Origin of the sequence: Streptomyces sp. NBC_00576, assembly GCF_036345175.1 — a bacterium.
Classification (GTDB): domain Bacteria; phylum Actinomycetota; class Actinomycetes; order Streptomycetales; family Streptomycetaceae; genus Streptomyces.
The window spans coordinates 7,852,608-7,878,364 of sequence record NZ_CP107780.1 but is presented as its reverse complement, the minus strand read 5'-3'; the positions used below and the strand labels follow the sequence as shown (position 1 = coordinate 7,878,364).

At 71.0% G+C, this 25,757-nt stretch carries 19 protein-coding genes; 12 read left to right on the top strand and 7 right to left on the bottom strand.

Annotated features, from left to right (window positions below):
• Window positions 1-13: 13 nt before the first annotated feature.
• Entirely contained in the window at window positions 14-961 is a 948-nt protein-coding gene (locus OG734_RS34265) for a TIGR03619 family F420-dependent LLM class oxidoreductase (RefSeq protein WP_330291296.1), read from the bottom strand.
• Between the two features lie 287 nt (window positions 962-1,248).
• On the opposite strand from OG734_RS34265, the gene OG734_RS34260 reads away from it, so the two are divergent.
• On the top strand, window positions 1,249-2,016 hold the full coding sequence (locus tag OG734_RS34260) for an NPP1 family protein (RefSeq protein ID WP_330291295.1): 768 nt from the start codon (window positions 1,249-1,251) through the stop codon (window positions 2,014-2,016).
• Window positions 2,017-2,031: 15 nt separating this feature from the next.
• Here OG734_RS34260 and OG734_RS34255 read toward each other — a convergent pair whose 3' ends face one another.
• Window positions 2,032-3,111: a LacI family DNA-binding transcriptional regulator gene (locus OG734_RS34255; protein ID WP_330291294.1), complete on the bottom strand. Its 1,080-nt coding sequence runs from the start codon at window positions 3,109-3,111 to the stop codon at window positions 2,032-2,034.
• 247 nt (window positions 3,112-3,358) lie between these two features.
• Here OG734_RS34255 and OG734_RS34250 point away from each other — a divergent pair, with 247 nt between their 5' ends.
• On the top strand, window positions 3,359-4,450 hold the full coding sequence (locus OG734_RS34250; RefSeq protein ID WP_330291293.1) for a glycoside hydrolase family 5 protein: 1,092 nt from the start codon (window positions 3,359-3,361) through the stop codon (window positions 4,448-4,450).
• Between the two features lie 227 nt (window positions 4,451-4,677).
• Here OG734_RS34250 and OG734_RS34245 read toward each other — a convergent pair whose 3' ends face one another.
• Entirely contained in the window at window positions 4,678-5,217 is a 540-nt protein-coding gene (locus tag OG734_RS34245) for a hypothetical protein (RefSeq protein WP_330291292.1), read from the bottom strand.
• Window positions 5,218-5,490: 273 nt separating this feature from the next.
• Between OG734_RS34245 and OG734_RS34240 the strand changes: the two genes are divergently transcribed.
• The gene (locus tag OG734_RS34240) at window positions 5,491-6,363 is read left to right on the top strand and encodes an LLM class flavin-dependent oxidoreductase (RefSeq protein WP_330291291.1); all 873 of its coding nucleotides are present in this window, start codon (window positions 5,491-5,493) and stop codon (window positions 6,361-6,363) included.
• Between the two features lie 38 nt (window positions 6,364-6,401).
• Here OG734_RS34240 and OG734_RS34235 read toward each other — a convergent pair whose 3' ends face one another.
• Entirely contained in the window at window positions 6,402-7,418 is a 1,017-nt protein-coding gene (locus tag OG734_RS34235) for an expansin EXLX1 family cellulose-binding protein (RefSeq protein WP_330291290.1), read from the bottom strand.
• A 349-nt stretch (window positions 7,419-7,767) separates the two neighbouring features.
• Between OG734_RS34235 and OG734_RS34230 the strand changes: the two genes are divergently transcribed.
• The 9 genes from OG734_RS34230 to OG734_RS34190 all read left to right on the top strand — a co-directional run bounded on the left by OG734_RS34230 (window position 7,768) and on the right by OG734_RS34190 (window position 15,563).
• On the top strand, window positions 7,768-9,117 hold the full coding sequence (locus OG734_RS34230; RefSeq protein ID WP_330291289.1) for a GH25 family lysozyme: 1,350 nt from the start codon (window positions 7,768-7,770) through the stop codon (window positions 9,115-9,117).
• Between the two features lie 38 nt (window positions 9,118-9,155).
• Entirely contained in the window at window positions 9,156-9,554 is a 399-nt protein-coding gene (locus OG734_RS34225) for a hypothetical protein (RefSeq protein WP_330291288.1), read from the top strand.
• A gap of 34 nt (window positions 9,555-9,588) precedes the next feature.
• Entirely contained in the window at window positions 9,589-10,005 is a 417-nt protein-coding gene (locus OG734_RS34220; protein ID WP_330291287.1) for a hypothetical protein, read from the top strand.
• A gap of 44 nt (window positions 10,006-10,049) precedes the next feature.
• A complete protein-coding gene (locus tag OG734_RS34215) occupies window positions 10,050-10,829 on the top strand; it encodes a D-Ala-D-Ala carboxypeptidase family metallohydrolase (RefSeq protein WP_330291286.1) in 780 nt (259 codons plus the stop codon).
• A gap of 185 nt (window positions 10,830-11,014) precedes the next feature.
• On the top strand, window positions 11,015-11,548 hold the full coding sequence (locus OG734_RS34210) for a 2,4'-dihydroxyacetophenone dioxygenase family protein (RefSeq protein WP_330291285.1): 534 nt from the start codon (window positions 11,015-11,017) through the stop codon (window positions 11,546-11,548).
• Window positions 11,549-11,600: 52 nt separating this feature from the next.
• Window positions 11,601-12,650, top strand: a complete 1,050-nt coding sequence (locus OG734_RS34205; RefSeq protein WP_330291284.1) for a 2,3-butanediol dehydrogenase — start codon at window positions 11,601-11,603, stop codon at window positions 12,648-12,650.
• The gene (locus tag OG734_RS34200) at window positions 12,647-13,366 is read left to right on the top strand and encodes an SDR family NAD(P)-dependent oxidoreductase (RefSeq protein WP_330291283.1); all 720 of its coding nucleotides are present in this window, start codon (window positions 12,647-12,649) and stop codon (window positions 13,364-13,366) included. Before OG734_RS34205 ends, OG734_RS34200 begins: the two co-directional genes overlap by 4 nt.
• 50 nt (window positions 13,367-13,416) lie before the next feature.
• Window positions 13,417-14,385 carry a helix-turn-helix domain-containing protein gene (locus OG734_RS34195; protein ID WP_330291282.1) on the top strand — a complete coding sequence of 323 codons (969 nt, stop codon included), beginning with the start codon at window positions 13,417-13,419 and terminating at the stop codon, window positions 14,383-14,385.
• Window positions 14,386-14,819: 434 nt separating this feature from the next.
• Complete coding sequence (locus OG734_RS34190) at window positions 14,820-15,563, top strand: DUF4232 domain-containing protein (protein WP_330291281.1); 744 nt, start codon at window positions 14,820-14,822, stop codon at window positions 15,561-15,563.
• Between the two features lie 61 nt (window positions 15,564-15,624).
• Here OG734_RS34190 and OG734_RS34185 read toward each other — a convergent pair whose 3' ends face one another.
• From OG734_RS34185 to OG734_RS34175, 3 genes are all read right to left on the bottom strand, one after another.
• Window positions 15,625-17,643, bottom strand: coding sequence for a ThiF family adenylyltransferase (locus OG734_RS34185; RefSeq protein ID WP_330291280.1), 2,019 nt, complete (start codon window positions 17,641-17,643; stop codon window positions 15,625-15,627).
• Window positions 17,644-17,709: 66 nt separating this feature from the next.
• Complete coding sequence (locus OG734_RS34180; RefSeq protein WP_330291279.1) at window positions 17,710-19,026, bottom strand: phenylacetate--CoA ligase family protein; 1,317 nt, start codon at window positions 19,024-19,026, stop codon at window positions 17,710-17,712.
• Window positions 19,027-19,089: 63 nt separating this feature from the next.
• Window positions 19,090-25,755 carry a beta-ketoacyl synthase N-terminal-like domain-containing protein gene (locus OG734_RS34175; RefSeq protein ID WP_330291278.1) on the bottom strand — a complete coding sequence of 2,222 codons (6,666 nt, stop codon included), beginning with the start codon at window positions 25,753-25,755 and terminating at the stop codon, window positions 19,090-19,092.
• Window positions 25,756-25,757: the final 2 nt, after the last annotated feature.

Genomic DNA, 25,757 nt, shown 5'->3' with positions numbered 1-25,757 from the left:
TTGCCGACCGACCTCACACGGCAGACGCTCCGCCCGATACCCGCCGCATCACATCCCGGCAGAACCCTCCGACCCCGTCCGGATCATCAATGAACTGGGAGGGTTTCACACAAAACGTTGTAAAACCCAACTCCATCTGCTCCGGGATCGAAGCCAATGCCGCCCCAAGATCCGCACAGGACCGGTCATCAGGAAACACCGCCCGCGTCCCCCCGATCATCTCCAGCTCGGAAACGTCCCGCCCTCCCTCCTTCATCGCCTCCCCGAGCACCCGCATCTCCTCGGCGGTCGGACGCCCCAGCGGATTGAAGGCGTGCCCGTACCGCACCAGCCTCCGCACCATCGCCGCGTGCATCCCGGCCCCGCCGAAGCACAGCCGGGGCCCGTCCGCCCGATACGCCTTGGGCTCGAAGTAGACGTTCTCGAACCGGTAGTGCTCGCCCTCGTGGGACACCGGCGACGGCCCCCACAGCTTCGCCCAGACCTCCAGGTGTTCGTCCAGCAGCCGGCCCCGTCGGGCGAAGGGCACCCCGAGCGCGTCGTACTCGTCCCGGCTCCAGCTGACATTGGGCAGCACCATCAGCCGCCCCTCACAGAGCAGGTCGAGCGTGCCCAACTCCCGCGCCAGCAACAGGGGATGACGCAGCGGAGCGATCACCGCCGAGGCGGCCAGCCGGACCCGCTCGGTCACCGAGGCGATCGCGGCGAGCAGTATCAGGGAGTTGGGCCAGGGCATGTACGGGTCCTGGTTGCCCGGCAGGGCGTAGTCGCGCGGGTTGCCCATGATGCCGTTCGCGCCGGCGTCGGGGCCGAGCACGATGTGCTCGCTGAGCATCACCGAGTCGAACCCGGCGTCCTCGGCCTCTCTGGCCCAGCGCACCAGCAGTGGCAGGTCGACACGTCCGCCGGTCATGGTCCAGTTCTCGCTGAGGACCAGTTGCATTCGAGGAGCTGCGGTCATGGTCGTACGCACTCCGTTCTTTTTGTTTGAGGCCAAACAATAAATGGAGCGGACCCGAACGGCAAGAGGGCCCGCCAACGCCCGGCCGGCCCGCCGACACCCTTGACCTCAACTCCCCCACGCGCACTATTGGTTGAGTTTTCATCACAGTGACACCTGTCAACGATCAGACCGTCGGGCAACGGGGCAACTTTGATCCGAGCACGCCAACCGGACTCTCGCCTTCCTCACCCCCAACCCCCCACTCCCACCCCCGCTTTCACCCCCACGGTCAAACAGGAGCCGCAGTGAAGATCACCTCGCGCGTCCGCAGAGCCTCGCTGGTTCTCGGCAGCGCCGTCGCGCTGGTCGTCGCCGTTCCCGGCAGCGCGTTCGCCGCCCCGCCGTCCGCGCTGCCCGCCAACGCCGACACCCTTGAGAACACGTGGCAGCCGGCCTACGACTACGACACCGACGGCTGCTACCCCACGCCGGCCATCGGGCCCGACGGAACCGTCAACGGCGGTCTCAACCCGTCCGGTTCGGTCAGCGGCGAGTGCCACGACACCTCGGACCTCGACAACACCAACGGCTACTCGCGCGAGAAGTGCAACAACGGCTGGTGCGCGATCATGTACGCCCTCTACTTCGAGAAGGACCAGGCCGTCGCCGGCAGCAGCATCGGCGGGCACCGGAACGACTGGGAGCACGTCGTAGTGTGGGTGCAGGACGGCCAGGCAAAGTACGTCGCCACGTCCGCGCACGGCGAGTTCACGGTCCAGAGCAGCAGCGCGGTCCGCTGGGACGGCAACCACCCCAAGATCGTCTACCACAAGGACGGGGCGCTCACCCACACCTTCCGCATCGCCGGCTCGAACGACGAGCCGCCGGAGAACGCCTACGGCACCTGGCAGTACCCGGACCTGGTCGGCTGGAACGGCTACCCGGCGGGGCTGCGCGACAAGTTGAGCGCGTACGACTTCGGCAGCGCCAACTTCGGCCTCAAGGACGCCAACTTCGCCGCCCACCTCACCAAGGCCATGCCCTCGGGCATCTCGTTCGACCCGAACGCCTGACGGACCAGGGGCGGGTCAGACAGCGGCCGCCGGGGCCTGGGCCGCCAGGGGTCGGAAGGTGGAGTCCTGGTCCTGGCAGCCGCACGACGCCCGGAGGACCAGGCGGGACGGGAAGCGCCGGGTGCGGTCCGTCCCGCCGGGCGTCGCCGCGTCCAGTTCCGGATCGAGCGCGATGTCCACGGCCTTACGGGCCATCGCCTCGCGGTCGGAGGCGACCGTCGTCAGCGGCGGGTCGGTCATCGCCGCCTCCTTGACGTCGTCGAAGCCCACCACCGCCAGCTCGCCCGGTACGGCGACGCCCAGTTCGCGGGCTGCCCGCAGCAGGCCGATGGCCTGGTCGTCGGTCGAGCAGAACACGGCGGTCGGCCGGTCGGGGGCGGCGAGCAGGCGCAGGGCGGCGCCGTAGGTGTCATACCGGTTGTAGGGGGCGCGGAAGAGGAGCCCCTCGGTGGAGTGGCCGGCGTCCGCCATCGCCTTGCGCCAGCCCTCGACATGGTCGGCGACGGGATCCCCGGCCAGGGGAGCCGACTCGGGTCCGCCGAGGCAGGCCACGGCGGTGTGTCCGTGCTGGAGGAGATGCCGGGTGGCGATCCTGGCGCCCTCGATGTCGTCCGTGACCACGGCGAACTTCCGTACCGACGCGGACCGTTCGTGCATCAGCACGACCCTGGTGTCCATGCCGTCGAGCTCCGCGGCGATCCGGTCGCCGATCCCCAGACTGACCAGGATCAGTGCCGACACCCGCATCCCCAAAAAGGCGTGCAGGTAATGGATTTCGCGCTCCTCCTGGTAATCGGAGTTACCGACGAGCACCATTTTTCCCCGGTCGGCGGCGGCACGTTCCAACGCGTGGATGATTTCCCCGAAGAATGGCTGACGGGCGTCCGGAACGATCAGCCCCAGCAGGTCCGTACGGCGACTGGCCATGGCCTGGGCCACCCGGTCGGGCCGGTAACCGAGTTCCCTGACGGCTTCGAGAACGCGTCTGCGTTTCTCCGCGGAGACGGGCCGGGGGCCATTGTTGACGACGTAACTGACAACCGCGCTGGAAGTTCCGGCGAGTCTGGCGACGTCGTCCCGTGTCACCTTTGTCACCGGGTGAGTCTACGGGCGTCAAATACCCTGCCGGAAAGGAACGTTGCCTTTCGGCCAGACGCTGTCCGAACTGGCGGTGCCGCTCCGCCGCCCGCTGCCGGGCCCTGTCACGTTCGGCATGTCGCCACTCGTTCCGTCCGGCGGACGTGTTACGCGTCGGAAACCTTGACGATCTCTGTGGTGGGTGCCACGATTCCGGCGCCGCGATGTTTACGTAAACATCGCCCCCCATCGGACCCTGTCCGGCATGCGAAAGGGCAAGTTGATGCGCAACGTCCTCGGCGGCACCCGCCCATCTCCCCGGCTGCGCGCCGCCCTCGTGGCGCTCGCGCTCGCCGCGACCAGCGGTACGGCGGTCGCCGCGAGTCCCGCCTCCGCCTCCACTCCCGCCCACGGCGCGCCGAGCAAGGACACGACCCAGTTCAAGGGCGTCAACTGGGCCGACCCGCGCGACAACTTCGCCGACGACCTGCTCCACCTCTCCGGCCTGTCGACGTCCGACAACTACGCCCGGACCTACGCCAAGTCGAGCCGGATCATCTCGGCGTTCCGCGCGAACCTCGGTGCCAACACCGTGCGGCTGCCGATCAACCCGTACACGGTCAACGGCTCCTACTGGAAGTCGTACCGCGCGGTCGTCGACGCGGCGTCCGACAAGGGCTTCAAGGTGATCCTTTCCTACTGGGAGGGCACCGGCGCCCAGAAGGACGGCTTCATCGACGACACGGCCACCTACTGGCCCATGTGGGACAGGGTCGTCAAGGCGTACAAGAACGACAAGCACGTCTACTTCGAGCCGATGAACGAGCCGCACGGCTACACCGACACCGAGTGGGCCGACATCGCGGCGAAGTGGCTCGCGAAGTACAAGTCCGTTGCGCGGGGCCAGGTGTTCGTCAGCGGCGCCGGCTACAACGACCACGTCACGTCCGTCTGCGCCGACCCGCGCCTGAAGGGCACGTACCTGTCGCTGCACCACTACGGCTTCTGGAAGGAGTACGCGACCTACGACCAGTGGGTGGCCGACCTGAAGGTACGCATCGGTGACTGCGCCAACCGGACCGTCGCGGACGAGTTCGGGGCCTTCATGACCACGGGCTTCGACTACAACAAGAAGACCCCCGACAACAACTTCATCAACTACATGCAGGCCGTCACCGACACCTTCCGCAAGCTGAAGATGGGCTCCGTCTACTGGCCCGGCCTGCGCACGGACGACATGTACTCGATCCAGACCCTGACGGGCACCACCGACCGCCCCTGGCTGGCCACCACCAACCAGTCCGGCGCCGACCGCCTCGCCTGGGGCTGGGGCCGCGGCAAGCCGGTCAAGGGCTGAGGTTCAAGGCTGACGGTCAGTAGTTGGCGCATACGGACAGCACCAGTTGTCGTTCGGGAAGGCGTCACGGCGACGCCTTCCCGAACGCTGCGGCCCGGAACTGCGGACTGGCAGGGGCCAGGCCTGCGCGTTCGCCTTCACCGGTGTCTGACTACCGCAAGGCTGTCACCGACGCGAGGTCTGACGGGTCTTCGGTGGTGGCGAGGCCGCCGCCGATGAGCGGTGGCTCAGTTCCAGGGGTTCGCGGGCTGGTCGTCGATGGTGGTCCAGAAGCGCGTGTTCTCGGGGAGGTAGCCGTGGGCCCAGAACGACCAGCCGCCACTCGACTCCAGGTTGCTGCCGTAGCGGCCGTCATGGAACTCGGCGAAGCGCCAGCCGGTTCCGTAGTACTGGGCGCAGAGGCTGTTCGCGACGGAGAGGCTGGTCAGCGTTTTGCCCTGGACCGGGGGCGTGGCGGCGACGGTGCCGCGAGCCCAGCCCGCGTAGAAGTCCGGGGTGATCCCGCTGGGTACGCCGGTGCCGGTGACCCTCAGGCACAGCAGCGGCAGCGTGGCCGTGGCCGGGGTGTCGCCGTTGTACGGATCAGTCCCGGAGTCCGACCCCACTCTGACGGTGCCGTTCGCCGCTCCCTCGGCGAGCACGGTCCAGGTCATCCCGGACGGGATGGCGGACGGGGCAGCTTGGGCGTGGGTGGCGGCTGTCGGCAGCAGGGCGAGCGAGGCGGCGACGGAGAGGCCGACGATGCCCTGGCGCAGGAACTTCCTCATGGTGCTCCTTCTGGCAGGCGCGACGAATGAGTGTGCCGGTCGGTGGTACGGGGCCCCGGGCCGGAGCCCGAACCAGCATCCGACACACACACGAGTCCGTCACGAATCCTTCACATTCATGGCGGCATGCAGTCGCAGATCGGCTTGAATGACCTCTCTCGCTCCCCTGCGCATCGGTGATCGCCCCGGCGACCGCCAGGGCCGGACCGGAAGCGAGACTTTCAGGGCTTTGAGTGAAGGTTGATCCACCGTGGCTCACGTAGGTTCGGGAGCATGACGAACCTTCGGATCGGTGTGATGTACGACCGCGACTGGGCCCCGGAAGGGCTGCCCGGGTTCGCGCGGCAGGCCGAGGCCCTCGGTGTGGACGACCTGTGGGTGGTCGAGGACCTCGGCTGGAACGGCGGTGTGTCGGCGGCCGCCGTGGCGCTGGGCGCGACGGAGCGGCTGCGGGTGGGCATCGGGATCACACCCGCTCCGTTGCGCAGCCCGGCGCTGCTGGCGATGGAACTGGCCACGCTGGCCCGGGTGTTCCCGGGCCGGCTCGTGGCCGGGATCGGGCACGGGGTACGGGAGTGGATGACGTCGGTCGGCGTCGCTCCCCGTTCACCGCTGGCCCTGCTGGAGGAGACGATCACCTCCGTACGCGCCCTGCTGCACGGGGAGCGGGTCGAGCTGGAGGGGCGCGAAGTGCACCTGGACGGCGTCCAGTTGGTGCACCCGCCCGCCGAACCGCCGCCCGTGGTCGCGGGGGTGGTGCGCGCCCGCTCGCTGGAGCTGTCCGGCCGGGTCGCGGACGGCACCCTGATCGCCGAGGGCCACGGCCCGCGCGACCTGGAGAACACCCGGGCGCTGACCGCGAAGGGCGGCGCCGGTCCCGAACACACTCTGACGGTGCTGGCCTTCTGCTGCGTGGGCGACGACCCCGGCGAGGTCGCGCGGACCCTGCATCCGCACACCGAGGGTCACGGCGGCTGGCTGGGCCGCCCGCAGGAGGACGTGTTCACCGTGTCCGGCAGTGCCCCGGAGGCCGCCGGGGACATCGGCGCGCTGTCGGCGGCCGGAGCGGACACCGTCGTACTCCGGATCGTCGGCGCCGAGCCCCTGCGTCAACTCGAGGCCGTGCTGCGGGCGTTGGGCCGCTGAACGGCTCCTGACGGCTCACGCACGCAGACGGCGGCCGGTCAGTGTGCGGCGAACTGGACGCGGGTGGGCTGTGCGACGTCAGGCCGTACCGCGATCCCGTCGATGGTCAGCTGCTCACCGTAGATGTCGCTGATCCTGAGCGCGCCACCGCAACCGCTGCCCTGCTCGGAGAGGAAGTAGTTGAAGCTGGTGCGCGCCAACCGGACCCAGCCACTGCCGGTACGGACTTCGAGGCGCGCCAGCGGATTGCGGTGGCCGATGACCTGGATGCCGCACCAGTACTGGCTGGACCCGGTCTTGTAGCGGATCGAGATCGGGTCGGCCGTGGCAGGGCTCAGCAGGCTCCACGTGATCGGGATCCGGCCGGCCACGGGGGCGGCGAGCTTGGCGAAGGCCTGGGGGCTGAGGTCGAGTTGGCCGGGGAGGCAGTCCCCCGGGCATTCGTTGGTGATCCGGACCGTGACGGAGGCCCCGCTCGCCGCGCGGACGAGGATGTACGCCCCGCACGCCATGGACGTCTCGTAGTCGGCGGTGTTCATCGCGGCGGTCATGACGTCGGAGGTCGGTCCGTACAGGCAGGCGCCGTCGCCGCTGCCGGTGTCGTAGAAGGTGGCGACGCCCGTGTAGGTGGTGCCGGGCCGGATCCGGCCCGCCAACGGCGCCGCGCCCGAGGCCGGCCGGGTTGCGCCGCCACCGCTCGTGGCCGGGGGCGTGGGCTTGGATGTGGGCTTGGACGTGGCCTTGGGCTTGGGCCTGGGTTTCGGAGCCGCCGCGGCGGTCGGGGTGGCCGTCGGGGTCGGGGACCGGGTGGCCGAGGGCTTCGTCGGGGACGGCGTCGGCTCCGGCGTCGTGGGCGGGGCTGCCGCCCGGGCGCCGGCGGCGGACGTGGCCGCTCCGAGCCCTTCGTCGGCCTGGTGGTCGGGGCGGAAAGCCACGACCAGGGATATGACCAGCACGACGGCAGCCGCGGCGGCGCAGACGAGCAGGCCCCGCCGCTGACGCGGAGAGCGGCGCGGAGAACGGCGCGGGGAACGACGCTGAGATGGGGACGCCACGGCTGAGGTCCTTACCTGGTGCGGAAGTTCGTGTGCTCGATGTTCGTGTGCTCGCTGCGAGGCTCCGGTTGAGGCAGCTTCCGGCCCATAGTCTCCGCCGCGCCCCAAAAGGTTGCCGGGGTTTTCACCGATCCCACGGTTCTCTGCGCCGCCGGAAGCGGGTTCACCGGCCTGCCGGGCGACATCCGTATCCCGTGTTCATCCCAGCGGTGTGTCGTTCCCGCAGGTCACCGGCGCGTGGGCGTCCCGGCGTCCCAATCCGGAGCGAGGGGATCTGCTGCGGGACGCCCGCTGCCAGCATGACCAGCGGCCGGGGGCTCCCGGTCACTCACATGAGGGGGAACACCAGATGGGACAGAGGACGCTCCTGCGGGGTCTGACCCTCGCCGTTGCAGCGGTCCTGCCGATGGTCGGGCCCACGGCGGTGCAGGCGGCGCAGTCCGCGGCCACCGCGGTCGCGGTCTGCGGGCACACGAGCGCACAGCCCACACTGCAGCGGGGATCGACGGGTGACCCGGCGGTCGTCGAAGCGCAGTGCGAGCTCAGTCTGGCGACGAAGCCGAGCCGGTACACGCCGATCGGGGCGGACGGCTCGTTCGGGCCGGCGACGGAGACGCGGGTCAAGGAGTTCCAGCGGTGTGCCGGGCTGGGCGTGGACGGTGTGCTCGGCCCGCAGACCTGGGCGGCGCTGAACACCTGGGCCGCAGAGCCGCACACCTGCGCGACCCAGGGCACGTCGAGCACGGCCCAGACAACCCTGTGCGGCCACACCGACACACGCCCGACGCTGAAACGGGGCGCGAAGGGCATCGAGGTCAAGGAGGTGCAGTGCAGGCTGAACCTGGCCATGGAGGCATTCCACTACCCGCCGCTGACGATCGACGGCGACTTCGGGGGCGGCACCGAGTCCCGGGTCATCGAACTCCAGCACTGCGCCAACCTCAGCGCCGACGGCACGGTGGGCCCCAACACCTGGGCGAAACTGGTGGACTGGTCCAGCCGTAACACGTACTGCACGCCGCCGCGCCCCGCCGGCTACCCGATCGACGGCCTGGACACGGCCAAGTACCAGCACCCGGGCGGCGCGCCGATCGACTGGAAGGCCGTACGGGCCTCGGGTGTCGAGTTCGCGACGGTCAAGGCCACCCGGGGTCTGAACGTCACCGACGATTACCTCACCGCCGACCTCCAGGGAGCCAGGGCGGCGGGGCTGGCCGTCGCGCCGTACCACTTCTACACGGGCACGGCGGCGGACACGGGCGCAGCGCAGGCCGACCGGTTCATCGCCGCGGTGCGGGCGACCGGCTACACCGGACAGCGGGCGGGCGATCTGCCGCCGATCTTCGACCTGGAACGCATGGACGACGGCAGCGGCCGCTGCCCCACCTACGGCACGGTGGGCGACGCCAAGGTCTGGCTCGACCGGGTGGAGGCGGCCTTCGGCCGCGTTCCGATCATCTACACCCAGAAGTCCTTCCTGGACGACTGCCTGGGTTCGACCACCGCCTTCGCCCGGTATCCGCTGCAACTCGCGGACTACCGCCAGTCGATCACCCAGCCGCCGGTGCCGAACGGCTCGACGACCTGGGCGATGTGGCAGTACACCGACGCCGCGATCGTCCCGGGCATCCAGGCACCGGCGACCGGTGATGTGTTCAACGGCACCCAGGCCGATCTCGACCGGCTGGCCAACCGGTGACCCCGGCCGCCACCGCCGCCGTACCTAGGAGCGTCCCCATGACCGCCCGGTTCGCCCGCGCGTCCCTCGTCGCCCTGCTTGTCACCCTGGGCCTCACCGTCCCGGGGCCCGCCTCGGCCGCCACAGCCACCTCCTCCACCGCCGCCACGAGCTGTTACGGCGGAGCGGTCACGGTGCACTACGGGGAGGTGCGCGACTTCGGCCCGTACGTGACCACGAGCCGCTGCACGGACATCAACATGCGGATGACCGGCGGCGACGCCGAGTTCGGCTGGGCCTGCGTGCAGTTCGCGAGGGCCGGCGCCTGCAATTACTGGACCAAGATCGGCCGGAGCTGGACGACCATCGCCACCGACGTCCTGAACGGAACCAAGTTCACCGTGCCCAACGGCGTCGACCTGGAAGGCAGTTCCGCCACCTTCCAGATCGCCTTCTGACCCTCTCACCCACTTCACCGAACGGAGACCCACCATGATCAGGACCAGGGCGCTCGCCTCGGCTCTCGTCACCGTGGCCGCACTGCTGGGAGCGGGTGCCGCGCCCGCCGCCGCACAGGCCTCGGCCGCGGCGACCAGCTGCTACGGCGGCGCGAAGAACCTGAACTACCGCTACAAGGGGGACGGGCCCAGGGAGTACGGCCCCTTCACCACGTCCTCGCGGTGCGGTGACATCAACATGCGGCTCACCACGGACGACCAGAGCTTCCTGTACGCCTGCGTGGTGTTCGTCGACCACACCGACAAGTGCAACCACGACAACACGTACTCCCTCCACGGCACCCCGTGGGCGACCGTCGCCACCGACGTCAAGGACGGCACCCGCTTCGTCCTGCGCGTCGGCCCCTATGACACCGACGCGCAGAACGTGAACTTCCAGCTCGCCTACTGACCTCTTTCCGCTCCTTCTCGCACCACCGTTCCGAAAGGACGACGATGACCTTCCTCTTCCGTTCCGCCGGCGGCCGCTCCGTCGGCAGCCGCCCGCTCGACCGCCGCAACATGCTGCGCGGCACGCTGGCTGTCGGCGCCGGCCTGGCGTTCGGACCGCTGCTGCTCTCCGGTACCGCGCAGGCCTACTCGTGGTCGCGCACCATGAAGCAGGGTGACAACGGCGCCGACGTGCTGGAGTTGCAGATCCGGGTCGCGGGCTGGGCGGCCGACAGCGCGAGCCACACCCGGGTCGGCCTCGACGGTGACTTCGGCCCCGGCACGGCCGCGGCCGTCAAGCGGTTCCAGGCGGCGTACGGTCTCGACGACGACGGGGTCGCCGGTCCCAACACCCAGGCGAAGCTCAACGCGCTGGAGCAGTCGGACGGTTCCACGCTCCACTTCAACTGGAGCGAGTTCGTGGACCAGTCGAGCGGCAACTTCAACGGCGGCAAGGTGAGCGCGGCGGCCGCGAAGGAGAACGCACGGCGCTGCATGTACAAGCTGGAGGCACTGCGCAAGAAGCTGGGGGACAAGCCGATCACCGTCAACTCCGGCTTCCGCAGCATCGCCCACAACGCCGACATCGGCGGGGCCAGCGACAGCATGCACCTGTACGGCACCGCGGCCGACCTCGACGTGCCCGGCGTGGCCACCAAGACCGTCTACCAGAAGGCGGAGACCTGCGGCTTCTCCGGGCTGGAGAGGTACACCGTCGACCACCAGCACGTCGACAGCAGAGCGGACCTCGGCCGTGACTGGTGGTGGGAGAGCGGCACGATCTGACGGCGGCGCCGCCACGGACGAACGGACGAGTCGATGAGCCGATGCCTTGGGGGGCATCGGCTCATCGGTGTGTGCCCGCCGGGTGGATGTCCGGGATCTGCAAGCGCCCAGGTCTGCCACAGGAAAGACGGCGCTCGCCCCCGCGGGATTGACTTCCGGGAATTCCGCGACGAAAGAGGCCCCGCATGCCCGACACGCCCGCCGGAGAGTTCTGGAAGGACCTCAGGCCGATCGAGAACTCCCTCCGCCCCGACGCCCTCCCCGAGGTCTACCTGTCCAAGGTCGCCACGGACGACGACCGCTATTACGTGCCGTTCACCGAGACCGTCGGCTCCCGCCCGCTGTGGATCAACGTCAAGGACAACAGCTGGGCCGACATCCTGCGGGCGAAGGAGGCGGGGCTGGTCAACCGGCACTACCACCCGCACGAGGTGTTCGCGTACACGATCTCCGGCAAGTGGGGCTACCTGGAGCGGCCCTGGACGGCGACCGCGGGCGACTTCGTCTACGAGGCCCCGGGTGAGGGCCACACGCTGGTCGCCTATGAGAGCGGCGAGCCGATGAAGGCGTTCTTCATCGTCAAGGGCCCTCTCGTCTGGCTGGACGAGAACGGCGAGCCCGATGGCTTCTTCGATGTGCACGACTACATCAAGATGTGCCGCGAGCACTACGAGAAGGTCGGGCTCGGCGCCGACTACGTCAACTCCCTGTTCCGCTGAGCGCCATGACGCAAACCGCCGTCGCGCCGCACACCGGTTGCGAGGAAGCCGTATGAAGGCAGCCGTCTGGTACGGGGCCAAGGACATCCGCGTCGAGAGCGTGCCGGTGATGCCGCCCGGGCCCGGCGAGGTGACGATCGAGGTCGCCTACTGCGGGATCTGCGGGAGTGACCTGCACGAGTACGCCGACGGGCCGCACGCCATCCCCGTGGGCGACCCGCACCCGGAGTCCGGCGTGGCCGCCCCGCTCGTCCTGGGGCACGAGTTCTGCGGCACCGTCACCGAGGTGGGCGGCGGCGTCACCGGTCTCGTCCCGGGCGACCGGGTGGCGGTGGAGCCGCACTACCGGTGCGGCAACTGCCCGCGGTGCCTCGCCGGGGAGTACAACATCTGCCGCCATTTCGGGTTCGCCGGGCTCATGGGGCACGGTGGGCTGGCCGAGCACGCCACCGTACCCGCGTACATGCTGCACAGGCTGCCCGAACAGGTCTCCCTGGAGCAGGCGGCGGTGTTCGAGCCGGCCGCCGTGGCCCTGCACGCGGTACGACGGGCCGGGATCCGCCCCGGCGAGACCGTCGCCGTTCTCGGTCTGGGCCCGATCGGGCTGCTCGTGACCCAGCTCGCGGCCCGGTACGGCGCCGGGCGCGTCGTCGCCGCCGACCGGTCCCCGGCCCGCCGCGAGTTGGCGCTGCGCCTGGGAGCCGCCGACACCGGCACGGACCTCGCCGACGTCGTCGGCGGCGAGGGAGCGGACGTCGTGTTCGAGGCGGTCGGCTCGGAGGACACCCTGCGTGCCTCGCTGGCCGCCACCCGGCGGGGCGGACGGGTGATGTTCCTCGGCCTGACCGGCACGGTCCGTCTGGACGCCTTCGCCCTGGTGAACAACGAGCAGACGATCATGACCAGCGTGGGATATCGCGACGCCTATCCCGAGCTGATCCGCATGGTGGCGGAGGAAGGCGTGGACCTGGCGGGGATCGTCACCTCCACCATCGCTCTGGAGCACGTCGTACGTGATGGATTCGAGGCGCTGCTGCGCGGCGAGGAGCAGGTCAAAGTGCTGGTACGGCCACTCGTACAAACAAAGGAGCAGCGTCCGTGAGCGGCGAGTTCGTAGGGCAGCGGGCGTTCGTGACCGGTGGGACCTCGGGGATCGGCGCGGCCACGGCCGTCCTCCTCGCCGAGCTGGGCGCCGAGGTGACCGCACTCGGTCTGCCACCCGCCGACCCCGCCGACCTGCCCGACCACCCCCGCGTCCGCGTCGTGGAGCACGACGTACTCGACCGCGCCGGGCTGACCGATCTGCTGTCCACGCACCAGCCGCTGGCCGTCCTGGTGAACTGCGCGGGCGTCAGCCACGACCGCGAGGAGTACGACCTCGCCCGCTGGCAGCGGGTCATCGACATCAACCTCACCGCCACCATGGCCGCCTGTCAGGCCGCCCGCCCGGCCCTGGCCGTGAGCGGCGGCACCGTTGTGAACGTCTCGTCCATGTTCGCCTTCTCCGGCAGCAGGGACCGCCCCGCCTACAGCGCGAGCAAGGGCGGCGTTTCCCAGCTGACGAAATCGCTGGCGGCCGAGTACGCCGCCGACGGCATCAGGGTCAACGCCGTCGCGCCCGGCTTCGTGCTCACCCCGCTGGCCCGGGGGGTGCTCGACGATCCCGAGGTCACGGCCCAGGTGCTGGCCCGTATCCCGGCCGGGCGGCTCGGGCAGCCGCACGAGGTCGCCTCGGTGGTGGCGTTCCTGTGCTCGGCGGCGGCCTCGTACGTCACCGGCGCGGTCGTCCCGGTGGACGGAGGCTATCTGGCCGTATGACCCGTCACCTAAGCTGAGCCTCCCTGACATGCACGAACACGGGAGGTCACGTGTCCGTCCCCGCCGTGATCTCCCGGGCCACCACCGAGCACATCGCGCCCGCCGAGCGCATCCACTACTGGGAGGACTACAACCGCAGGGCCTTGGTGGGCCTGTCCTGCACCTCCTATTCCGAGCAGGGCCTGCTGGCCAGGCAGACCAACATCGAGGTGGGCGGACTGCGCCTCGCCGACATCTCCGGCAACGCCCACGCCATCGAGCGCAGCCCGCAGACGGTCAGGTCGGCGCCCAAGGACTCGGTGTTCGCGAGTCTCCTGCTCAAGGGGGAGGCGGTGTTCCTGCACGAGAACGGCTGCCTCGCGGCCACTGCGGGCGAGTTGTTCGTCTACGACACCCGAAGGCCGTATCTCTTCGGGTTCTCCTCCTCGATGCGCCAGATCCTGGTGGACGTGCCGCGTGATCTGTTCACGCAGGCGTGTGTGGGCGGCGGGTTGCCCGGGCCGATGCTGTTCGGGCGGGGCACGGCGCGGGAGGGCGCGCTCGTGGCCGCGCTGGGTTCCCGGCTCACGGGGCTGACCGCGCTGCGCGGCGGGCCGTACGATCCCGCCGACGCCGAGGGGACCGTGCTCGACCTGCTCGGGCAACTCGCCGAGGAGCGTACGGGCGGGAGGCCGGGAACCGACGTCTACCGGTCGCAGCTCATCGTGGCCGAGGACTACATCGACCGGCACCTGCACGACCCCTGTCTCTCAGCCGCGCAGGTGGCCGGCGTCATGGGCATCTCCGTACGGCACCTGGGGCGGATCTTCGAGTCGACCGGCAGGTCGCCGGTGCGGCACATCGTGGAACGGCGCATGGTCGGGGCGCGTCAGGAACTCACCGGCCCCGGGGCGCGGGAGACCAGGATCGCCGACGTCGCGCACCGGTGGGGGTTCTCCAGCCAGGCCCACTTCGCCCGTCTCTTCCGCTCCCGGTTCGGCCTCACCCCGAGCGAGGCCCGCGCGGAGGCGACGAAGTAGGACGTCGGCCTCCTGGCTTCCGCGGTTGACGGCCCGGCAGTACCAGGACCTCAGGCGTCGTCCGTTCCCCGGGTCGCGGCGCCGCGTGAGGTCAGTCCGGTCTCGTACGCGAAGACGACCGCCCGGGCCCGGCTGTTCAGCGTCAGTCGGTGCTCGAAATGCCGACCGACACCACCGCGTAGACGACGTCCGCCACTTGCGAGAAGGACCTGCGAACCGCTGTGCTCCACGTGCGCTGCGCGAACATCGTCCGAGCGCAGGCCAGGAGCGATCACTCCACCCGGCTCTCGGCCACGGCTACACCCCTGGTTGTACGCCGACAACCACCCTGGTTGCAGACGCGGTTCAACCCCTCGTTGGACGAGGGGGAACGGCCTTTCCCGCTACCTTTCCAGCTGAACGTCGAACGACCTGACCGCACACGGGGGATCACCATGCGTACCACCTACAAGAGCTGGAAGGCCTGCGCCCTGGGAGCCGCGGCCCTCACCGCCCTCCTCTCCACCACGGCCTGCGAGCCGGACGGCACGAACAACGGCACGGGCGCCATCCCGTCCACCCCGTCCGTCCCGTCCTCCTCGTCCGCCCCGCCGAGCGCGACCACCTCCACCGAGCCCACCTCCACCTCCACCCAGCCCAGCGCCAGTACGACCGACGCCTCGCAGGTATCGGGCGGCGGCTCGGGGAACTCCAGTGAGCCGAGCAGCAACGGCGGCGGTACGACCGTCACCGCCGCCTGCAGCGACGCGAACATCTCGATGGCCACGACGCTCTACGCACATGACTCGGCCCGCCACCTCCTCCTCACGGCCACCAACACCGGCGACAAGGAATGCGTCCTCTACCGGTACCCGATCGTCCGCTTCGACAACGGGCGGGAGGATCAGGTCGGCCCCATGGAGTCCGAGATGAAGACAGTCACGGTCGGGCCGGGCAAGAAGGCGTACGCGGGCATGCTCCTCTTCCGGACCGGCGCGCCGACCGAGGCCGTGGAGACGGTGACCGTCAGCCTCCAGGGCCGCGTCTCCAACGCCGACCCGGACAGCGCGCCGATCAAGGCCCCGCTGCCCGCCGAGGCCGACTTCCTGAACATCGACGACAACCCCGCGGTCTCGTACTGGAACGCCAGCCGCAAGACAGCCGAGAGCTACATGTTCAAGGCCGCCGGCGGCAACTGACCTCGTTGCGAGGCGCGTTGCGAGGCCCGGTCCGGACGGGGGTCGGGCCGGGCTTCGGGCGTTATCCCGTCCAGCCGGTCCACCGCACGGAGGCGTCGGTCGGGCAGCGCGTCGCCTGGTGGGCCGGCGCGGTCGTGGCCCGTCCCGCCCGCAGTACTGCCAGTACGGTGTCGTCCCGGTCCGCGCCGCCCCCGGTCCAGGGTGCGCCCGGTCCGCCGAATTCGTGGCCCAGCGGCTGAGCGGCGTATCCGGCCTCGGTCAATGCGAGCCACACCCGCATCAGCGCCACACCCGCGTCGAACCGGTCGGTGACTGTCCGCCGGGGGCCCCGCAGGACCAGTACTGCCCCGCAGTTGCGCAGTCTCCGGGCCCGGAGCCGGGCCGTCACCGTGGTGGGCGGCGTCGCCCATCGGGGCGGCATCGCCCGGCTCCCGAGGACGCGGCCGACGGCACGGGCCGCTCCCGAGACGCCGAGCAGATCACTCGGATCGCCGAACGAGCGTCGGCCGTCCTCGGTACGTGCCCGTTCCCTCAGCCACTCCCACAGCTCACCGTCGTCCGAGCGGCCGTCCTCCTGCGCGTCGAGTTCACCGCGGGCGAGCCGGTCCAGGGCCGTGGTTCCGGTGACCGTTTCCAGGGTGAGGTTCCGCTCGGTGCACGTCAGTTCGATCCGCTTCATGGTGGTCCCGTCGAGCGGTGTCCGCAGCAGATCGTCCCGGTGGGTGCTGCGCAGGCCGAGGGCTCCCTGCCGGGCGAGCACGTCCTCGCGCAGTCGGTCGCAGTGGAACCGGCCCGCGTACCAGTCCGCGTCACCCGGATCAGCGGCACAGGCCTCCCACTCCCCGTGTGCGAGGTAGGACATCGCCCCCAGCGCGCAGCCGAGGCTCTCCGCCCAGCCCAGCGCGTCCCGTGCGGCGGACGGCCAGCGCCCGGGGTCGGGCGCCAGGCGCACCGTACGCCCGTCGACCGGCTCGAAGCGCCAGGGCTGGGCGTTGTAGGTCGACGGTGCGAGCCGGGCGCCCCGCAGCACGATGGCGAGCCGTTCGGGGAGCGGACGCCCGGGCGGGGTCGTGGACGCGGGCGCGGGCGCACTCGGGCGGAGACGGTCCGATGCCTGAGCCGCTTCCCGGGCCGCCGCCGCCCGGGATGCCGTCCGGACCGCTCGCAGGGTCCGCGCGAGTTCCAGTGGCATGCGGGCCCGGTGGGCGAGCGCCGCCGCGCGGGGCATGGCCGCGGCGTGCAGGTCCACGGTGACGACGTGCCGCGTTCTGCGGTTCATCAACAGGTCCAGGACCACTCTGCTGCCCAGCGCGCCCATGCCGAGCACACAGTAGGAGATCTGCGGCCAGGTGCCGCCGTTGGACAGTCGGTCGGTCATGACCGGGAGATAGTCGCTGGGGAAATGGGTCCTGCCGAACCACCGTACGGAGTCCCAGACGCGGCCCTCCCGGTGGGCCTCGGCGGTGGCGGTGCCGTAGAAGGGCACGGGACGGCGCCGGTAGTCGAAGACGTACACGGCCGGTTTCCCGCCGAAGTCGGCGCCCGCGACGACGGGGATGCCACGCTGCGCGGCACGCACATGGAGCTGGTACTTGACCCACGCGGACATCGCCGGGTCGATGGCGTCGAAGGCGACATGGACACCGTCCAGTGCCTCGTCCAGGTTCTCCAGCGTCAGCCCCTCCGGACAGACGGTCACCTCGGCGGACGGGTTGATGGCCCGCACCCGCCGGGCCAGCACCTCGGGCTTCGGCAGGCCCGCGTCGGCGAGCACACAGGCCTGCCGGTTCAGGTTCGTGACGTCGAAGTGATCCGGGTCGGCGAGCCGGAAACGCATCACGCCGAGCCGTGCCAGCGGTTCCACCACCGCGCCGCCGACACTGCCGCAGCCGGCCACGAGCACCGTCGCCGCGCGCAGCGCCGCCTGCTCACGCTCGTTGACGATGCCGAGGTTGCGGGTCACCGCCTCGGCCCCGGTCACCGCCACCGCGATGTCCGACAGGTCTGTGCCGTAGGGGTTCGTGTGATGGGGATCCGTGTGATGGGGATCCGTGTCATAGGGGTCCGTGTCATGCGTCATGGCGGAGCCCTCCCTCCGTACGCCGGGCGCGGACTGTTCTGGTCGGGTGCGTCTGGGGGCGGGCGCTCATGGTGTGCGTTCGTCGATCAGCCGGAGCAGCTTTCCCGTCCGGGAGTTGACGACGAGCCCGGCGGCCGGAACGCACTCCACCGTCAGCGGGTTGATCAGCCCGGCCTCGACGTGCTCCGCGAACATCGGGCGGATCTCGTCGAGCCGGCTCGCGACGGCCTTGCCCACGGTGTCCGGGTCGCCGAGGTCGCCCGCGATCCGCACCACCAGCTCGTCCCGGGTGTCCTTGCGGCGCTGCACCACCTGCATGCCGACGAGGGGCCGGCCGTCCGCGACCTGTTGCACCACGGCGCGCAGATCCTCCAGGTACACGGTGATCGGCCCGACCCGGGCGCCCTCGTCGGAGCGGCCCAGCAGCCGGAACAGCCCTTCCTCGCGGTCCACCCAGGCGCCGCGGTCCCCGGTGGGGTACCGGATCACGGGCATCAGCCGGCGGGCCAGATCGGTCACGACCAGCCGTCCGGGCCGGCCCGGTTCCCTGATGGGCTCGCCGGTGTCGTCGTCGACGATCTCCATCACGGTCTGCGGCCGGTGGGTGCGGTGGACCCGGGGATCGGGGTCGTCCGCCACGGGTGCTCCGAGCATGCCGCCGTCCACGCTGCCGTAACCCATGGAGCGGATACGGGCGTTGGGGAACGCCGTTTCGAGGAGCGGGCGTTGGTCCTCGTAGAAGGACTCGCCGCCGAACATCACGAGGTGGACGTCGGGTGCGGGGCGGCCCGACTCGGTGAGCTGGGCGGCGAGTTGGCAGATCGTGGTCGGCGGCCCCAGCAGTGCGGTGGCGGCGAACTCGTGGATGACGTGTGCCGTGTACTCCAGCGGGGCGGACGCGATGGGCAGGTGCACGTTCGGTACCGACGACTCCTGCAGGCACAGCACGTTGAACAGGAAGCTGGCGTACAGCTCCCCGGCGTAGAAGAGGTTGGCGACCCGGTCGCCGGGGCGCAGTCCGGCCTGCTCGAAGCCGTTGCCCTGCAGCAGGCTCATGCCCAGCAGCTCCTGCCGGGTGTAGACGGAGAGTTTGGGCTCGGTGGTGGTGCCGCCGGACTTGAAGACGATGCCTTCGGTGAGCGGGCCGGTGAGCACCCGGCTGTCGTGGGCGGTGTTGGCGCCCCAGAAGGACTCGTGGTCCAGGACGGGCAGGTCCTCCAGGACGACGGGGCCGGACGGCACCTGGGCGTACAGGTCGCGGTAGTAGGGCGAGTGCTGACGGACGAAGTCGACAAGTTCGGTGAGGTCGTCGGCGTAATACGCGGACGCCGACACGGACTCGGCCACGGACTCGGCCACGGACTCGGACTCGGACTCGGCCACGGTGAAACCTCCTTGGTTCGCGGGGAAGGGAGGGAAGAGAGGGGAAGGGAAGGGCGGAGCGTCTCAGCCGTCGTCCTCGGTCAGTCCGAGGCCGAGGTCGGTCACGTGGTAGATGCGGGTGCCGTCGGCCCACAGCCAGGCCTCGGCGACGGCGTAGGGCCCGCGTTCGGTCTCGCCGGTCTCGGTCACCTCCAGTTCGACGGTGATCGTCCTGTTGCGCGGGGTCACCTGGCCCCGGTACTTCCAGGTGACGGGCCGGCCGGGGAGCACCGGTTCGAAACGCGGCCGGCGCAGACCGTCACCGAGGCCGCTCTCCACGGCGTAGAACTGGAGAAGCTGGTACATGGCCTGCACGCCCAGTGATCCCGGCTGGACGGGGTCCTGGAAGAAGTGGGCCTTGAAGAACCAGTCGTCGGCGTCCACGTCCTTCTCCGCCCGCAGCCGCCCGAGCCCGGCCCGTCCGCCGTCCGGCCACCAGCCGGTCACCCGGTTGAGCATCAGCAGCATCGGACCCGGCAGGTGGAGCGGGCCGTCGAAGTACTTCGCGGGCCGCGGGCCGAGCTCGACACGGAGGTCGCACGGCCGCTCCAGGGCGCGCCGTTCGTCGTCGGTCGGCGGCAGCCCGATCTGGTTCTCGAACGCGGCCGGGGGGAAGAAACCGAACACGGTGGTGAGCGAGAACACGGGCTCGCCGTCGGCGAAGCACTCCACCCCGAACGTCTCGATGATCATGTCGCCGCTGTGCGCGATGTCGAGCAGCCGGGTCCGGGTGCGCAGGACGCGGGTGCCGGGCCGGATCTCGCCCAGCACCGTTCCCGTGCCGTCGAGGTTGCGGAACAACAGGTCCTCGTCGTGACCGAGGGCGCTGCCGACATACGAGGCCAGCCAGCCGCTGGCCTGCAGGACGACCTCCATGAGCACCCCGAACGGCATGACGGGGAAGCCGTTCTGCTCGAAGTACCAGACCTCGTCCGGCACGTCGTACTCCACCTCCACCGCGCTGCCGGCCTCCGGTACCCAGGCGGGACCCTCCACGGCGACGGCACGGCTCATGAAGTGGAACGGCGGCCCCGGCAGCCGCGCCAGTCGGCGGGCGCTGTCGAACGGGGCGTAGGCGGCGCCGAAGGCCTCGCTCGGTTTGCCCCACGCGCAGGCGAGCATCGAGGCGTAGTCGTAGCGGAAGCCCTGGGCCTCGGCGATCTCCGTCGTCGGCTCGTGGTGGCCCGCGAGACCGGCGAGGGCGTGGTGCGGGACGTGCGCGCCGGTCGGCTGGACGGCGGCGGGCCCCAGCTGCCGCCAGTGGGTCAGCGGCCAGTCCGGGACGAGCCGCAGCCGGATGCCGCGCGCATGGAAGGCCTTGACCCCGTCGACCGTGCACAGCACGTCCGCCACCAGCTCCGGTTCGGGTCCGGCGGACATCCCCGACACGAACACCTCGTACGTCAACTGCGTGCTGTCGGGCGTCACTTGCCCTCGGCACAGCATCGGCACCGGGCTGCCGGGGGCCGGTTCGAAGCGCCAGCCGTCGTGGTCGACGGTGCAGCCGAGGGCGGCGAGGTGGAACGCCATGGCCTGCAGACAGCCCTCGAACATGAGGGTGCCGGGCATGCACGGGTCCTCGGGGAAGTGTCCCTCGAAGAACCAGTCGTCGCGTGAGACCGGGGTGACGGCGCGCAGGTAGCCGCGGCCCCAGGGGCCGCCGGTGGGGTCGAACTCCGGTATCTCGTGCAGGAGTCGCATCCGCCCGTCGCCGGTCCGGGGCGAGCGGATGTGGGTACGGGTGAGTTCCCAGCCGGCGCCGAAGCAGTCGACGGGCCGGCCCTCGGCGAACGCCCGCACCGCGTCGGGACCGAAGGAACGCGCCGGGGAGCTGACGGGCGGTGGGTCGAGCGGCAGCGCGGGGTCGGGGGTCTCGGTCTCCGGATCCCACAACACGCCGCCGGTGCGCGCGAGTTCGTCGTCGGTGAAGAAGCCGGCCTGGCCGCCGCGCATGCTCAGCCGGAGTTCGCCGTCGACGTAGCAGTCGTAGTGGAAGAAGAACAGCCGGATGCCGCCGTGCTCGCCGTGGCCGTCGATATGGATCTCGTAGCGGAGGGTCTCGCCTGGGAGCGGCGGGCTGCCGTGGTAGGTCAGTTCGCAGCCGAGGAGACGGTAGACGCGTTCACCGCGGTTGAGGAGATCCACACCGAGCCAGCTGATCAGCAGCAGGTCGGCCTGGCCGGCCTCGACCATGATCCCGGCGGGCATGCGTCCGCACGGGTCGAGATACCAGCTGTCGAGCCGGACGTCGGTCTCGGTCCGGATGGTGCCGGTGCCCATGGACCCCGGTTCGGCGTCGATCCCCGTGACCCGGTCCGCGAGCAGCATCGGCGGCGCGGGCATCCGGGTCTGCCGCCGGTACTGGTCCTGCGGGGCGAACAAGGGGCCGAACAGGGCGGACACCGGGCCGGTGGCGAGACGTTCCAGGTCGGCGCGGGTGAAGACGGGGCCGTGGGGCCCGGCGTCCGCTGCGGGGGCCTTGGTAGCTGCGGGGGTCTTGGTAGCTACGGGGGCTTCCGTGGCCGCGAGCGTCACCAGTGCTGGAGGCGGTGGCATCGGGAGCGGCGGCGAACCGACGGCGTTCAGATGAGCCGCCAGGAGGTGTGCCGCCGCCCGCTGACGTGTCGCCAGGAACTCCTCGTGTACCCGGGCCTGGACGGCGAGGAAGTGACGGTGGGCGGAAATGGCGTGGTGCTGCGCCTCCATGACCGCGGTCATCGCGGGGTGGTGCGTGAGGGCGCCGGGGGCCGGGACGGCGCCGCCCCGTGGAGCGGGGGTCCGGGCCTGGGCGGGCGACATAGCGGCGGCGGCCGGTGAAGGGAGCAGGACCCGCGCCGGGGCCTCAACTACCCCTGGATCAACAGGTGTTGACGTGTCCCGAGCCACAACTGTGACCGCACCAGGCGCCGGCGTTCCCGGCAGCCGGGGTGCCCTCGCCATCACCTCGTGGGACGGTGGCGTGCCGGGATCGGGCAGTCGTATCGCCGGTGAATGCGCGGGCAGGGTGAGCCGGCGGCCCGCGGGACGGGGCTCGGGCCGGGCAGCGGCCAGCCGGTCGCACAGGGCGTCGGTGTCCGCCTCCACTCCCGCCGCGACCAACTCCAGTGCGGCCCGCAGAAGTTGGCCGATGCCCCGGCCGGCAGGAGCATCCAGGGACACCGCGACGTGCTCGCGGTCCCCCAGGACCCGCCTGATCCATGACGCGCAGTGGCTGCGGGGACCGTGTTCGACGAAAACCCGGACACCGTCCTCCCAGGCCTGTTCGACGGTACGGCCGAAGTCGATCGGCCCCAGGGCCTGTTCCGTCACGGCGTCGGCCGCCGCGTCGGCGCTCGCGCGGTACCAGCGGCCGGTGGAGCAGGTGTAGAAACGCACTCCCACGTCCGTGGTGGGCAGATGGTGCATACGCCACCAGGTGTCCCGGATCTCCGCCAACTCCGGTACGTGGGCGGCAACTTGGTAGGGAATGTGCAGCGCCTGGGTGGTGCGCAGGCGGTCCAGGACCCGCAGACAGCCGTTCGCCTCGCCGCCGAACACACATGAGTCGGGGGTGTTGACGACCATCAGGTGAACCCCGGGCTCGTCCCCGATGGCGGCCCGCACCCGTTCGACGGGCTCCTCCACCTGGTAGCTCGCCCAGGTGGTGCCCTCGACGCCCAGCTTCCGCCAGGCGCGGCGCGGCACCTTCAGCTCGCCCACCACGCCGTCCGCGAAGAGCTCCGCCCGCCGGGCCTGCGCGGACAGGCTCGTGACGTCCGGCCAGGCGCCCAGCGATGCCAGCGCGCTGGACTCGCCCGAGGAGTAACCCAGCGAGGCATGCGGTTCGATCCGCAGCAGCGTACGAGTGATCCGGGCGTGCAACTGGCCGAGTACGGACGCGCCCCAGATCTGGTCCAGCGCGTGCCCGGGCCGTGGCTGCTCGCCCTCGTGGGCCCAGCCCACCAGCCCGTGCAGCGGACCGCTGCGGTCCTCGACGGCGGCAAGCAGGTCGGGGAAGGCCAGCATGACGTCGGCGCCCATACCCGCGTACGCCATCGAGCCCCCGGAGAAGACAAAGGCCACCTCTCCTCCCACGGGCCGGTCGCGGAAGGCCGTGAAATCAGGCCGTACGCCGTCCTCCCCGGCGAGCCACCTCCGCGCCGTCTCCGTACGGTCGGCGAGATCCTCGGGGCCGGCGGCGGCCAGCGCCAGCCGGGCCGGGCCGTCGGCCGACTCACGCCCCTCGACGAGCGCCCGCACGACCTCCGCGCGACTGTCTCCCGAGAACACATGGATACGGTGCGGGAGTTCGGTGAGATACGGGGCCCGGTCGGCGGCGCGCAGCCTTACCTGTCGGGCAGGCCCGCCGAGCGGTTCCACGCCGGCGACGGCGGTCCGCGGGCGCAGTGCGGGCCGGGCCGGGGCACCGGCCCGCGGGACGGCCCGGTGGTGCAGGGCCAGCACCGAGGACACCACGGCGAGCAGTCCGTTCGCGGCGTGCGCACGGCCGAACAGATCGGCCGGATCGAAGTGATCCGGTGTGGCGTCCGGTTGCGTGGGGTCCCCGACGGTCCACCGCCGCGCGGCGGCATCATCCCGGTCCTGGGCCTGTCCCTGGGCCTGTCCCTGGCCCTGTCCCTCAGGCGCGGGCGCGTCCGTCAGTTCCGTGTCCAGTAGCGCGAGAACGGTGTCGTCGGCGGCTCGTGCGTCGGCGAGTCGCTTGAGCACCAGTACGACGGCCGCGTCTCCCGGCCGGTCGTCCCGGCCGAGTTGGGACAGGGCCGCCCGGTGGACAGGCTCGTGCGAGAGGTCCACCGCGCCGACCAGCACGGCGTCGGCGTCACCCGCGCGCAGCGCACGCGCGCCGACCTCGAGCGCCGCCAGACCTGAGGCCTCCTCCGCGCTGATCGTGAACCCTGGTCCGGACAGGTCGAGTTGGGCACTGATCCGGTTCGCGACCACATTGGGCATGGTCCCCACGACTGCGGACGCGGACTGGGCCGGCTGCACGGCGTCCCGCAACTCGCGTACGCGATCGAGGGTGCCGTTTCCGTTCTCGGACAGCAGTTCCGGGATCCGCCAACGCGTGATGTACCGGGCCACCTCGGGATCGCAGCCCATGCCGATGAGCACCATGGTCCGGTCGCCGGGCAGGGTCGTGCGGTCCGCGGCCTCGCGTGCCACCTCAAGGACCAGGAGCTGCTGGGCGTGGGTGCTTTCCAGGTCCAGCGGCGGGAACCGCAGCCCGTCCAGGGCCACTTCCACGGTCTCCCGTGCGGCGTCCCTGCGCTCCCCGCCGAACAGGGCATCCCGCAGATCGTGCAGATCCCGGCCGTCACCGACCCGCGCGCCGACGGCGACGACAGCGACCGGTTCGGGCGTCCGCGCGGGGCGCGTCGGCGGGGGGAACGCCGGGGCTCCGCAGTCGTCGCCGGTCCACGCGTCGACGATCAGGTGGGCGTTGTTGCCGCCGAAGCCGAACGCGCTGACCGCCGCACGGCGCGGCCCCCTCCACTCCTCGGGTTCCTGCAGCAGCCGCAGCGGAGTCCCGGAGAGCGCCGCGAGGGGCTCGTCCGCGCCGACCGTCGGCGGGCGGATCCCGGCGCGCAGCGCGCCCAGCGTCTTCAGCAGACCGGCGGCGCCGGCGGCGGTGATCAGATGGCCCACATTGGACTTGGCCGAACCCGTCGGCAGGTCCGCCGCGTCGGCGAACACCCGCGCCGCGCTGCGTACTTCGACCGCGTCACCGACGGGCGTACCGGTGGCGTGGCATTCGAGCAGGCCGACGCTCTCCGGGGCGATGCCCGCGGCTTCGTAGGCCTGCCGCATCGCACGTTCCTGGCCGTCCTCCGACGGGACGAGCAGCCCGCTGCCCCGGCCGTCGTTGGACAGGCCCACACCGCGGATCACCCCGAAGACGGGCGCACCTGCGGCGAGCGCGTCGTCGAGGCGCATCAGGGCGACGAAGCCGGCGCCCTCGCCGGGCACGAGACCGTCGGCGTCCCGGTGGAAGGGCCGGCTCGACCCGCTGCGGCTCATCGCGGCCAGGCTGCAGAAGCTCACCTGGAGAAAGAGGTCGTCCGCGCGGTTCACCCCGCCCGCCACCATCAGGTCGGCCCCGCGCTCCTGGAGCTTCCGGCAGGCGAGCCCGATCGCGTAGAGCGCGGAGGCGCAGGCCGCGTCGAGGGCGAACCCGCCGAGTCCCAGGCCGAGTTCACGGGCGGCGAGATGTGCGGGCAGACCGGACATGAAGCGGTTGCGGGGATCCGGCGGCGGGCCGCCCGACGTCAGATGCTGGTCGCGGTACTGGTCGCGCAGCCAGATGTGTTCGGCGTAGGACGCCATGCCGGTGGTGGGGAACGACAGGTTGCCCAGCACCAGTCCCGCGTTGTGCAGCAGCCGGTCCTGGCCGGCCTCCCGCAGTGCGGCGGCGGCGCCGTGCCACGTCCAGTGGAAGACGGGGTCCAGCGCCGGGTCCAGCGGACCGGAGGCGGTGAAGTCCGTGACATAGCCGGCGGTCCGGCTCCAGGTCCGGTCCGTGCAGTCGGCCGGATCGCCGAGTGCCCAGGCGTCGGACAGGCGCCGGCGGTCCGGCGGGGTGTCCCGCAGACTGACCCGGCCCGCGAGGACGTTGTCCCAGAAGGTGTCGGGGTCGGGGGCATCCGGCATGACGCAGCCGCGTCCCACGACAGCGATCGGTTCGAAGCGCATGA